The 12,884-nt window shown below is 72.5% G+C and carries 7 protein-coding genes; 4 read left to right on the top strand and 3 right to left on the bottom strand.

Going from position 1 to position 12,884, the window contains the following annotated elements:
* Positions 1 to 39 precede the first annotated feature (39 nt).
* The 4 genes from AB0N81_RS13350 (at position 40) to AB0N81_RS13365 (ending at position 4,466) form a co-directional block, all read left to right on the top strand.
* Positions 40 to 462, top strand: coding sequence for a nuclear transport factor 2 family protein (locus AB0N81_RS13350; protein WP_365357921.1), 423 nt, complete (start codon positions 40 to 42; stop codon positions 460 to 462).
* A complete protein-coding gene (locus AB0N81_RS13355) occupies positions 459 to 1,904 on the top strand; it encodes an FAD-dependent monooxygenase (RefSeq protein ID WP_365357922.1) in 1,446 nt (481 codons plus the stop codon). Before AB0N81_RS13350 ends, AB0N81_RS13355 begins: the two co-directional genes overlap by 4 nt.
* A gap of 282 nt (positions 1,905 to 2,186) precedes the next feature.
* On the top strand, positions 2,187 to 3,404 hold the full coding sequence (locus AB0N81_RS13360) for a S1 family peptidase (protein ID WP_365357923.1): 1,218 nt from the start codon (positions 2,187 to 2,189) through the stop codon (positions 3,402 to 3,404).
* A gap of 153 nt (positions 3,405 to 3,557) precedes the next feature.
* A complete protein-coding gene (locus tag AB0N81_RS13365) occupies positions 3,558 to 4,466 on the top strand; it encodes a hypothetical protein (protein WP_365357924.1) in 909 nt (302 codons plus the stop codon).
* Positions 4,467 to 4,489: 23 nt separating this feature from the next.
* Here the strand turns inward: AB0N81_RS13365 and AB0N81_RS13370 are convergent, their stop codons facing one another.
* The 3 genes from AB0N81_RS13370 to AB0N81_RS13380 form a co-directional block, all read right to left on the bottom strand.
* Positions 4,490 to 4,882, bottom strand: coding sequence for a hypothetical protein (locus tag AB0N81_RS13370; RefSeq protein ID WP_365357925.1), 393 nt, complete (start codon positions 4,880 to 4,882; stop codon positions 4,490 to 4,492).
* Between the two features lie 80 nt (positions 4,883 to 4,962).
* The gene (locus tag AB0N81_RS13375; RefSeq protein WP_365357926.1) at positions 4,963 to 7,785 is read right to left on the bottom strand and encodes an AAA family ATPase; all 2,823 of its coding nucleotides are present in this window, start codon (positions 7,783 to 7,785) and stop codon (positions 4,963 to 4,965) included.
* Complete coding sequence (locus tag AB0N81_RS13380) at positions 7,782 to 12,872, bottom strand: type I polyketide synthase (RefSeq protein ID WP_365357927.1); 5,091 nt, start codon at positions 12,870 to 12,872, stop codon at positions 7,782 to 7,784. Before AB0N81_RS13380 ends, AB0N81_RS13375 begins: the two co-directional genes overlap by 4 nt.
* Between the last annotated feature and the right edge of the window lie 12 nt (positions 12,873 to 12,884).

Genomic DNA, 12,884 nt, shown 5'->3' on the forward strand with positions numbered 1-12,884 from the left:
CCGGCAGCCCTGACCCGCCACCCTTCCTGGAGGTGTTCCATGCCCGACGAGGCCGCGCGCAAGCAGATGGCCGTCGACTACGCCCAGCGGATCAACGCCGGCGACATCGAGGGCGTCCTCGACCTGTTCACGGACGACATCGTCTTCGAGGACCCCGTGGGGCGGCCGCCGATGGTGGGCAAGGACGACCTCCGCAGGCATCTCGAACTGGCCGTGTCCTGCGGTACGCACGAGGTGCCGGACCCGCCGATGACGTCGATGGACGACCGCTTCGTGGTCACGCCGACCACGGTCACCGTGCAGCGGCCCCGGCCGATGACGTTCCGCATCGTCGGCATCGTCGAGCTCGACGAGAACGGGCTCGGCCGCCGGGTCCAGGCGTTCTGGGGAGTCACGGACGTGACCATGGACGATCCCGCGGAGCCCGCCGACACCCCCCACCCCGAAGGGATACGCGCGTGACCCCCACCCGACCCGCACACGCCGTCGTACTGGGTGCCAGCATGGCAGGCACCCTGGCGGCCCACGTCCTGGCCCGTCACGTCGACGCCGTCACCGTCGTGGAACGGGACACCCTGCCCGAGAAGCCCGAGCACCGCAAGGGAGTCCCGCAGGGCCGCCACGCCCACCTGCTGTGGTCCAACGGCGCCCGCCTCATCGAGGAGATGCTGCCCGGCACCACCGAGCGCCTCCTCGCGGCCGGCGCCCGCCGTCTCGGCTTCCCCGAGGACCTGGTGACCCTGACCGGGCAGGGGTGGCAGCATCGCTTCCCCGCCACCCAGTTCGCATTGGTCGCGAGCCGCCCACTGCTCGATCTGACGGTACGTCAACAGGCCCTGGCGTCCGCCGACATCACTGTCCGGCAGCGTACCGAGGCCGTCGAGCTCTCGGGCAGCGGGAGCCGGGTCACCGGTGTCGTCGTACGCGATGTGGACAGCGGTGCGCAGGAGACGCTCGGAGCCGACCTGGTGATCGACGCCACCGGCCGCGGCTCCCGCCTCAAGCCGTGGCTCGCCGCCCTCGGCGTACCCGCCCTGGAGGAAGACGTCGTGGACGCGGGCGTCGCCTACGCCACCCGCCTCTTCAAGGCCCCGCCCGGCGCGACGACGCACTTCCCCGCCGTCAACATCGCCGCCGACGACCGGGTCCGCGAGCCGGGCCGCTTCGGGGTGGTCTACCCCATCGAGGGCGGCCGCTGGCTAGCCACACTCTCCTGCACACGCGGCGCACAACTCCCCGGCCGCGAGGACGAGTTCCTGCCGTTCGCGGAGAAACTCAGCCACCCGATCCTCGCCGAACTCCTCCGGGGCGCCGAACCGCTCACCCCCGTCTTCGGCTCCCGTTCCGGCGCGAACCGCCGCCTGTATCCGGAGCGGCTCGACGAGTGGCCCGACGGACTGCTCGTCATCGGTGACTCGCTGACCGCCTTCAACCCGATCTACGGGCACGGGATGAGCTCGGCCGCGCGCTGCGCCGACACGATCGACCGCGAGTTCCGGCAGAACCCGCAGGGAGGCGCGGGGTCCGCGCTCCGGCTCCAGAAGGCGATCAGTGCGGCCGTCGACGACCCGTGGATCCTGGCCGCCACCAAGGACATCGACTACGTCAACTGCCGCGTCTCGGCGACCGATCCGCGCCTCATCGGTGTGGACACGGAACAGCGCCTGCGGTTCGCCGAAGCCATCACGGCGGCGTCGATCCGCTCCCCGAAGGCGTCCGAGATCGTCACCGACGTGATGAGCCTCAACGCGCCGCAGACCGAACTGGGCTCCAACCGCTTCCTGATGGCGATGCGCGCCGACGAGCGCCTGCCCGAGCTGACCGCTCCCCCACTGCGCCCGGAGGAGCTGGCTGTGGTGGATCTGGATCCGGCCAAGATCACACCCGAGGCCGTACGCTCCTGACGCGTCGCCACCCCCGCCGTGTGACCGCTGACGGCCCTCACCGAACCACGGGTGAGGGCCGTCGGTCATTCCCGCCCAGAATGGCCAATGGGGAAGTGTGCCGTTTTAACAGTTCCCTTGATGTTCTGTTAAAAGCTGCCCTTGTCACAGACCTTGTTGAAGGGCTGAGCACTGGGCCAGAGTTCATGCCGCAGCGAGCCCCACGCTCGCTGCCGGGCAGGAACCCACCCCCCTTTTCTCGTATTACGGAGAGTTCCTGCCTGCCATTCGGAAGGAATCAGTGTGTCGCATTCTCGTAGATACAGATTCGCCGCCGTGGCCGCTCTGCTCTCGGCATCAGTGGTCGTGGGAACCCAGGCCACGGCGCAGGCACAGGCGCCGGTGAAGGACGCCGCTCCGGCCGCGCGCTACCAGCCGGAGATGGTGCGGGCGCTCGCCGCGTCTCTCGGTGTGAGTGAGAAAGCCGCGGTCGAGCGACTCGACCGGCAGGACGCCCAGCAGACCCGGCTCGCCGAGCTGAGGAAAAGCGGGATATCCGAGGACGGGGCGTTCTTCGACGCCTCCGGCCGGCTGACCGTCAACGCCGACGACAAGGCCGATGTCCCCGCCATCGAGAAGGCCGGCCTCGACGCACGCGTGCCGGCCCGCGGGCAGGACAAGCTCGACGGGATCAAGGCACGGCTCGACGCCGCGGCCGCCCGGCGCACCCCCGCAGGTGTCGTCGACTGGTCCGTGGACCTGGCATCGGACAAGGTCACCGTCAAGGTCAACAGCGACCGCAGGGCGGCAGCGAAGGCGTTCCTCGCCAAGGCCGCGACGTACGGCTCCGCCGTCAGAATCGTGCGGGACCAGGAGAAGCGCGCCCCGCAGGCCGCGATCGCCCCCGGCAGCAAGATGACGATCAACGACACCAGCGGCTGGTGTTCCGTCGGCTACGGCGCCCGCGACCGGTCCGGCAAGCAGTACCTCGTCACCGCGGGCCACTGCGTCGAAGGTCTGCCCACCCTGCGCTACGGCGGCACCGCTTTCGCCAAGGGCTCCCACACCCGCTTCGGGGTCGGCACCAACAGCGTCGACATGGGCGTCGCCGCCATCGGCTCCGGCCACTCGATCACGACCAAGGTCGGCACCTGGGGCCAGGCAGGCAACGTGGCCGTGAACGGCAGCCGCCGCGCCTCGTCCGGCGCCACGCTCTGCAAGTCCGGCGCGACCACCGGGTGGACGTGCGGCAAGGTCGGTTCGTACAACGTCTCCGTCACCTACGTCGACCAGAACGGCGGCCCCGACACGGTCGTCACGGGTCTCGCCACCTCCAGCGTCTGCACCGAGGGCGGCGACAGCGGCGGCGCGTACATCTCCGGCAACCAGGCCCAGGGCATGACCTCCGGCGGCCCGCTGAACCAGCAGTGCACCGGGGGCGTGAATTCGCGCGGTTCCTCCTACTTCCAGCCGCTCGACGACGCCCTCTCGTACTACGGTCTTACGCTCAACACCAACTGACCGGCCTTCCAGGGAAGACCAGGGGCCGCCCACCGGCTAAGGTGGGCGGCCCCTGGTCGCCTGTGTGGCCTGAAACCGCCGTTCAGCCACCTTCATCGGGGCGAGGGACCGAGGCCCAAGGCCGACGGCGCCTCCCGCCCGCCGAAAGACGCCATGCCGAACACCCCCCACGCCGGAGGGCCCGATACGACCTTCGCGACCGTGTTCCGCCGAGCCCTCCAACAGCGTGGGCTGCCACTGGAACGCATACGCGACCACCTCAGGGCCCAGCAGATCACCGTCAGCCTCGCCACGCTCAGCCACTGGCAGCGCGGACGCAGCCAGCCGGAGCGCGCCCAGTCCCTGCGCGCCGTCGACGCGTTGGAACCACTCCTCAACCTGCCCAACGGCACCCTGCGCTCCCTGCTGGGCCCGCACCGGCCGCGCGGCGGGCCCTCACCGGTCGACCCGACCGTCGCCCGCACGGTCTACGGCGAGAACTCGGACGTGGAACAGGCCCTCGGTGACGCGTTCCCACGGTTCAACGAGGGCCTACGGCCGCTGACCGTCCAGGAGACGGTGAGCCTCGACGAGCACCGCTCCATCCACGAGACGTCGATCACCACCGTCGTGCAGGCCGTCCGCGACGCCGTCAAGCACCTGACCGTCGTCCACTTCCTCGACTCCCCGAAGGCGGGCACGGTCGACCTCGCCGTCCCCTACGGGCCGCCGCCGCGCAGCCGCTTCCTACCGGAGCTCGGGTGTGTGGCCGCCGACATTCCGCTCGGGCGGCAACTCGCCAGAACCGAGACCGCGGTGGTCGCCTACACGCTCCGGGCGGCATCGGACGTCTCCCACCAGCACGAGCGCCGCGTCACCACGCCACTGAGGGCCTACCTGCTGCACGTGCGCTTCCACCCCCTGGCGCTGCCCACCGGCTGCTGGGGCTATCAGCGCGAGCAGATCGGCGCCGAGCCCCGCCACCGCCGCCGCACCACACTCGACGCCTTCCACACGACCCACCTGCTGCCCACGCACTGCAGGCCCGGCGTCTATGGGATCGAGTGGGAGTGGCCGGACTGACTGCCACGCTCCGCGCACGACGCTCACCGCCGCGTACCGCGCTCGGAAGAGGACCGGGGCGTGCCGCGCACCGCCTTGAGGTGCCGGTCGAGGGCTGCCGTGAGCCCCGCCATCGCCGCGGCGGCCAGGGCGAAGCTGCCGCAGACGAGGCTCACCGACCCGGCCCATGCGGCGGACCTGTCGAACACCGCGGCGGAGAGACGGACGCCCGCGCCGAGCGCACCCGCTCCCGCGGCGAGCAACCACGTGCCGGGGGTGAGCGCACTCCAGACGTCACCGGCGGCCGCGGATCGCGCGATGCGCAGGACGACGCGCCCGGCGAGCACCGCACCGGCGAGGGGCGCGACGATGGCCGCCCCGAAGAAGAGCAGTTCGGGCAGAGCCCAGAGACCGGGGTCCTCGGACGCAAGGATCATGACTGCATGACCGCCCGAGCAGCGGAAAGGTTGCACGGTCGGCGGACCGGGTCAGCCGTTCCGGCCTGCCGGCCCGCGTGTCATCCGAGCACCGCTTGCAGGTCCAGCCGCTTGACGTCGAGCTTCCGGTAGATCCTGGTCAGGTGCTGTTCGACGGTACTGACCGTGACGTACAGCTTGCGGGAGATCTCCCGGTTGGTGAGTCCGTCGGCGGCCAGCTCGGCCACGCGGCGTTCGGCGTCGGTCAGTTCGGTGTCCGGCTCCGGGCGGCCGGGCGGGGGCGGTGCCGCGGGGCCGGTCGCGGGCGGGGGCGCGCCGCCCCAGCGCCGGGCCAGGAGCTGGGCCTTGCGGGCGAGCAGCCGCGCGCGTTCCGTCTCACCCCCTTCCCGTACGGCCTCACTCTGCTCGGCCACGGCCCGGGCCAGCTCGAAGACGTCACCGGCGCCCCTGAGCACGGCGACGGCCTCGTCGAGCAGCTCGACGCGGTCCGGGGCGGGGGAGGTCGCGGCCCGCAGCCGCAGCGTCATCCCCCAGGTGCGGCCGTCGGCCGGCGCGGGCAGCGTCATCTGGTCGTCGACGAGTTGGCGGGCCAGGAAGGACTCATCGAGGGCCAGGTACGCTTCGGCGGCGCCGAGCCGCCACGATTCCAGCGCGGGCAGGTCGACGCCCCAGCTGCTCATCCGCGTACCGCAGGCGTAGAAGTCGCACAGGGCGGCGTAGTGGCAGCCGGTGGCCAGGTGGTAGCGGCCCCGCGCCGCCAGGTAGTGCAGTCCGGTGCGGGTCTGGAACACCGCCCGGGGCACGGGCCGTTCGAGGAGGGCCGCCGCGCCGTCGACGTCTCCGACGGCCGCCTTCGCCTGTACGGCGGCCGCGAGCGGGAGGCCGATCGCGGCGCCCCAGCCCTTGGGGCCGAGCATGTCGAGCGCGGTGTCGGCGCGTCGGCTCGCCGCCGCCGGGTCGCCCTGCCTGAGGTGGATGAGGGCACGCCACGCGGTGAACCAGGCCTGCCAGGTGGGGCTGTTGCGTTCGCCGGCCTGGGCGATGAGCCCGTCGCACCAGGCGGCCGCGCGGTGTGGCCGGTCGCGGTAGGTGAGCGTGGCGAGGGCGGCGGTCTGGACGGCGACGGTGCGGGGGCCGAGGCGGTAGCGGTTGAGGGTGCGTTCGGCCGCGTCGACCGCCTCGGCCGGGTCGCTCCCGCCGCCGTGCAGCAGGTCGTGCATCAGGGTGCCCGCGCCCTGCAGTTCGGGGGTGACCGCCGGCGGGGCCGAGCGTTGCGCGGACAGCACGCCGGACCCCAGGCGTTCCTTGACGTGCCCGGGGTAGAGGTAGGCGCCCCAGAGCCACGGGGTGTCGAGGTCCGCGGCGTTCATGGGCGGTGCGCCGGCCGGGTTCGGTCCGGCGAGCGCACTGATCGCGTCCAGACCTTCGTCGACGCGACCGTGCCAGAGGAGGTGGGTGGGGAGGGAGAGAGGGAGGGAGAGAGGGGGAGGCAGAGGGAGAGGGGGGTCGTCGGGGGTGGAGGGCGGGGCGGGGGCTGGTGCCGGGGTCCGGTCGGGGAGGTGGCGCAGGACCTTCGCGGGGTCCAGGCGCCACTCCGCGTCGGCGAGCGCGCCCACGACCGCGGTCCGCTGCGCGAGCCCCCGGCACCGCCGGTACGCCGCCCGCAGGTACTCCACTCCCGTCTCCACCTGGTCGTTCTCCAGGGCGAGTTGAGCCGCCTCCTCGAACACGGGGACCGCCCACGGTGCGTCCGAACGGTCGGCGGCGACGAGGTGGGCGGCCACCTCGTCGGCCGGGGCGCCCTCCTCGTGCAGGAGGACAGCCACCCGCCCGTGCAGGGCTCGACGCTCCTCCGTCGGCATCCCGTCCAGGACCGCCGCTCCGAACGCCGGATGGCACAGGCGCCCCTCGTGCAACACCTCTGCGACCGTCAACTGGTGCACGGCACGGGCCACGGAGGCCGCGTCCACGTCGAGGAGCCGGCCGACCAGCGCCGGGGTGGCCTGCTGCCCCAACACGGCGACGGCACGGGCGACTTCGGTCACCGGCGCCTCGTGCCGGTAGAGGAAGCCGAGTGCCGCCCGCCCGAACGCCTCGCCGGCGCGGCCCGTCGTCCGGTGGTCGTCGGCCAGTGCCCGTACGAGCAGCGGGTGGCCCGCGCTCATGCCGTGGACGAGGGGCGTGAGGTCGTGGGCCGTCTCCTGGTCGAGCTGCCGGGCGAGCAGGGCTTCCACCCCGGCCTTGGACAGCGGCTCCAGCCGGATCCGCCGCAGCGTGGGCTCGTGGGGGAACTCACTGGCGAGCAGGGCGTTGTCCGCTTTCTGATGGACGTACTCGGTGAACATCACATGGAGCCGCGCCGAGCGCAGCCTGCGCACCACGTACAGCAGGCACCGCAGTGAAGCCGCGTCGGCGTGGTGCGCGTCGTCGACGGCGATCAGGACGGGCCGCTCGGCGACCAGGCCGCGCAGCGCCTCGCAGAGCCCGCGCAGTGCGGGCGAGGCCGGAACGGGCGGGGGCGCGGGCAGTGTCGGCGCGGGTGCGGAGGCGGGTGCGGAGGCGGAGGCGGCTTCGTCGCACCACGCCAGCGTACGTTCGGCTGTCGCGGCGGGCAGTTCCGGGCAGCCGCGCACCAGCTGCTCCAGGACTCCGAGGGGCAGGTCGCGCTCGGCCCGGCAGGCGGTGGCGGTCAGCACCAGCGCGTCGGGCGCGATCCGCTCCGCCCACGCCCGCAGCAGCGCGGTCTTGCCGGTGCCGATCGCTCCGCCGAGCACCACCACGCTGCCGCGGGTATCCGCCGCGTCCTCGTACGCGCTCCGCAGGGCGGCCAGTTCCTCGGCCCGCTCCACCAGGTCGACCGCACTGTGCCGGGCGGCCGAACTGTGCCAGGCGGCGCGCGTCACTGTGTGCCCCACTCGCGGTCGATCAGCGCGAACATGTCGTCGGCGCTCGCGGCCGACAGGTCGTCCGCGTCGCCCCGCCCGTCCTCGTCGGCGGGGCCCGGGGTCGCCACGGTGTCGTCCGGCTGCTTCCACAGCAGGGTCTGCAGTCGCCGGATCAGGCCCTTGCGGCGGGGGTCGTCGACCGCGAGTCCGGCGAGGGCCTCCTCCAGGTCGTCCAGGTGCCCGGCCACGGGGAGCTCGCCCGCGCCGCCGTCGGGCAGGACCCTGTCCAGCAGGTGTTCGGCGAGGGCGCGGGGCGTCGGATAGTCGTAGACCAGGGTGGCGGGCAGGCGCAGCCCCGTGGCGGCGCGCAGCCGGTTGCGCAGCTCCACCACGACGAGGGAGTCGAAGCCCAGGTCCTTGAACGCCTTCTCCGGCTCCACCTCCTGCCCCGGCTCGTACCGCAGCACGCCGGCGACCTGTTCGCGGACCACGTCGAGCAGCCTTCCGGTCCGCTCCCGCAGGGGCAGCACGGCCAGCTCACGCCGAAGAGCGGAGGCGTTCTCGGCGCTTTCCCCGCTCTCCGAGGAGGCGTCGAGAATCCGCTGGGCCGCGGGGACCTCGTCGAGCAGGCGGGTCGGGCGGGCCAGGGTGAACAGCGGCGCGAACCGCTCCCATTCGATGTCGGCGACCAGGCTGTGCCCCCGGCCCGCGTCGAGCGCGGCGTGCAGCGCGCCGAGGGCCAGCCGGGGTTCCAGGGGCGGCAGGCCCTGACGCCGGGACAGCCCGGCCGCGCCGCGCGCCAGGTCGCCGTCCTCCGGGAGATCCCAGATGCCCCATCCCACGGAGACGGTTCGGGGGCCGTGTCCCTCGGCGCCGTGCCGCTGGGCCAGCGCGTCGAGATAGGCGTTTGCGGCGGCGTACGCTCCGTGCTCCCTGCTGCCGAGGGTGGCTGCCACGGAGGAGAAGTACAGCACCGTGTCCACGGAGCCGCCGCCGGATCCGACAGCGGCCGCCAGTTCTCCCAGCTCCATGGCTGCGGCCGTGGCCGCGTCGAGCGCGTCGGGCGTGACCTCGTCGAGGGGGGCGAGCTCGCCGGGCAGGGAGGTGTGGATGACGGTTCGGATGTATACGTCCGTGAGTTCGGCGAGTGCGCGGCTCAGGCTCCGGTCCTCGCTCCGACTGCCGTACGGGACGGCCAGAACCGTGAACTGCGCTCCTTGGGCCGCCACTTCGGCGGCGAGCTCGCCGTCCTGGCCGTCCTGGCCGTCCTGGTGGTTTCCGCGACCGTCGTCGGGGGCCGTGTCCAGCAGTACGACGTGTTCGGCGCCGGACGCGGCGAGCCACCGCACGACCTGTTCCGTCAGCCGGCCGACGCCGCCCGCGACGAGGACGGCTCCCTCCGGCCGCCGGCTTCCGGCCGCCTCGTCGCCGATCGGCGCGTCGGGCACCAGGCGTCGGCCGAGGACTCCTCCGCGACGCAGCGCCACCTGGTCCTCGCCGCTGTCCCCGCACAGCACCGCGTACAGCGCGGTGGGGTCGAGTGCGTCGGGATCGGCGGGCAGGTCCAGCAGTCCGCCCCACAGCTCCGGGTGCTCCAGGGCTGCCACGCGGCCGATGCCCCAGACGGGCGCCTGTTCCGGGGAGACGACCGGATCGGTGTCGCCGCACGACACCGCGCCCCGGGTGGCGCACCAGAGGGGCACCTGGACTGCGGCGTCGAGGAGGCCGTGCAGCAGGTTGAGGGTGGCCGAGGCGCCGGTGGGCCGGCGACGGGCGCCGGCGCTGACGTCAACCTCGGCGTCAGTGTCCACGTCGGCGTCGGCGTCGGCGTCCGTACCGTCGTCGAGCGCCAGCAAGGAGAGCACTCCCGCGAGCGGTATGTCGTCGCCCGAGAACGTCGACTGCCACGAGCGGATCAGCCCGGCAAGCTCGGCGCGGCCGGCGCCCGGCCCGACCTCGACGAGACGTACCGGCGCACCTGTCTCCTCCAACGCGCGGGCACACGTACGCGACCAGGCCTCAACCTTGCCTTCGGGGGCGAGGACCAGCCAGGCCCCGGTGCCCGGCGCGGGCGTCGGCAGGTCTACGCGCCGCCAGTCCACGCGGTACCGCCAGGCGTCGACCGTGGACCGGTCCCGCCGCTCGCGCCGCCACGCGGACAGCGCAGGGAACACCGTCTCCAGAGCGGTCCGGTGTGCGTCGTCCTTCAGGTGCAGGGTGTCGCAGAGGGCCTGGACGTCCGCGCCTTCGACGGCCGCCCAGAACCCGGCCTCTTCGCCGTCCGCCACAGATGTGGCGGTGGGCACCGCGACGTCCGCCAGCCAGAAGCGCCGCCCCTGGAAGGGGTAGGTCGGCAGGTCGACGGTGCGGGGCGGAGGGTCGGCCGGGAAGTAGCCGGACCAGTCCACCGTGATTCCGGCCGTGTGCAGGCGGGCCATGGCCTGCGCGAAGGCGACGTCGTCCGGCAGGTCCGGGTGCAGGGACGCGGTGACGACGGGCTCGAACCCTCCTTGCGGGTCGGCGACCGCGTCGAGGGTGTGCTGGGCGGCGGTGATCAGTACCGGGGCGGGCCCCAACTCCACGAACACACGCGCGCGGTCGGCGAGGTGGGCGATGGCGGGCTGGAAGAGGACTGTCTGGCGCACATGCTTGGCCCAGTACTCCGCAGCCGTGATCTCCGCCCCGGCTTCCCGTCCCGTGACATTGCTGATCAGCCGGATCTTCGGTGCGGCGAACTCCACCCCACGTACCGCCTCGGTGAAGTCCCCCAGCATCGGCTCCATCAAAGCGGAGTGAAACGCGTGACTGACCGACAACGCCTTGGTCTTACGACCCTTCTCCCGCCACAGCGCAGCAACCCTCTCCACCTCACCCGAAGGACCCGAAACAACCATGGAATCCGGGGTGTTGACCGCAGCGACACTCACACCGGAACCCTCAAGGTCCGCTGCCAGCTCATCAGGCGTGGCCTGCACCGCACACATCGCACCACCATCAGGCAGCGCACCCATCAACCGCGCCCGCGCACCCACCACCCGACACGCATCCGCCAGACCGAAGACCCCCGCAATATGCGCCGCCGCGATCTCACCGACCGAATGCCCGACCACCACATCCGGCCGCACCCCCACCGACCCCCACAACCGCGCCAGACCCACCTGCAACGCAAACAACCCCGCCTGCGCCCACATCGTGTGATCCAACCGCTCCCGCGGACCCCCGAACACCACCTCCCGAACCGAACCACCCAACTCCCCACCCAGCAGCCCGCACACCTCATCAAACGCGGCAGCAAACACAGGGAACCGCTCATACAACCCAGCACCCATCCCCACCACCTGACTGCCCTGACCACTGAACAGCCAGACCAGGTCCCTACCCACGCCGATCGGCACCGCAGGCGGTCCCACCAGTGCCGGATGCGGCTCCTCCGCCGCCAACGCCTCAAGTCCTGCGATCAGCTCGGCGTGCTCCGCACCCACCACCACGGCCCGGCGCTCATGCAGCGCGCGCGCCTTCAGCAGGGACCAGCCGACGTCGACAGCGGTACCCGACCGGTCGCCTTCAGGGGTCCGCTCGGCGAGAGCGCGAGCCTGCGCCCGCAGCGCTTCCCGGCTGCGTGCCGAGACGACCCACGGCACCACGAGACCCTGCCGGGGCTCAGAACCTTCGGCGGCGGACGCGGCGGACGGTGTGGACAGTGCGGGGGCCTGTTCCAGGATCAGGTGGGCGTTGGTGCCGCTGATGCCGAAGGAGGAGACGCCCGCCCGGCGGGGGCGGTCGGCAAGGGGCCACGGCACGGGGGCCGTGAGGAGCTGCACTCCCCCGCCCTCCCAGTCCACGTGAGGCGTGGGACGGTCGATGTGCAGGGAAGCGGGCAGCTCTCCGTGGCGCATCGCCAGCACCATTTTGATGACGCCCGCGACACCCGCGGCGGCCTGCGTGTGGCCGATGTTCGACTTCACCGAGCCGAGCCACAGCGGCCGGTCCGCAGGTCGGTCCTTCCCGTACGTGGCGAGGAGCGCGTTGCCCTCGATGGGGTCGCCGAGCGTGGTGCCGGTGCCGTGCGCCTCCACGGCGTCGACGGTGTCGGGGGTGACGCGTGCGTTCGTGAGGGCCTGGCGGATCACCCGTTCCTGGGCGACGTCGTTGGGGGCGGTGAGGCCATTGCTCGCGCCGTCCTGGTTGACGGCGGATCCGCGTACGACGCCGAGTACTTGGTGTCCGTTGCGGCGGGCATCGGAGAGGCGTTCCAGGAGGATCAGGCCGACGCCTTCGGAGAATCCCGTGCCGTCGGCGGCCTCCGCGAACGGTTTGCAGCGCCCGTCGGGGGCCAGGCCCCGCTGGCGGGAGAACTCCACGAAGGCCGTGGGTGTGGACAGCACGGTCACGCCGCCCGCCAGGGCCAGGTTGCAGTCACCCTGGCGCAGCGCCTGGCAGGCCAGGTGGATCGCCACCAGCGATGCCGAGCACGCCGTGTCGAGGGTCACCGCCGGGCCCTCCAGGCCGAAGGTGTACGCGATGCGGCCGGAGATGACGCTGGCCAGGGTGCCCGTGGTCGCGTACCCCTCGACCTCCGGCGGTACCTGGTCCCCCGACATGTGGTCCTGGCTGGACACGCCCGCGTACACGCCGGTGAGGGTGTCCCTGAGTGTGCCCGGGTCGATGCCCGCCCGCTCGAACAGCTCCCAGGCCACTTCGAGGAGTACGCGCTGCTGCGGGTCGGCGGCGAGCGCCTCGCGCGGGTTGACGCCGAAGAAGTCGGCGTCGAAGCGGGCGGCGTCCCGGAGGAACCCGGCTTCGCGTACGTAGGTGGTGCCCGGGTGGTCCGGGTCGGGGTGGTAGAGGCCGCCCACGTCCCAGCCGCGGTCGGTGGGGAATTCCTCGATGGCGTCGCCCTGCGAGGCCACCAGGTCCCAGAGCTGTTCCGGTGAGGTCACGCCCCCCGGGTACCGGCAGGCCATCGCGACGACGGCGATCGGTTCCCGCTGCCGCTCCTCCACGTCGCGCAGGCGCTGACGGGTCTGCCCGAGATCCGCCGTCACGCGCTTCAGGTAGTGGCGGAGCTTGTCCTCCGTACCCGGCATGTCTTTCCCACCCGGCATGTCTTCTCCACT

This window comes from Streptomyces sp. NPDC093510 (genome assembly GCF_040683555.1).
In the GTDB taxonomy this organism is placed as follows: domain Bacteria; phylum Actinomycetota; class Actinomycetes; order Streptomycetales; family Streptomycetaceae; genus Streptomyces.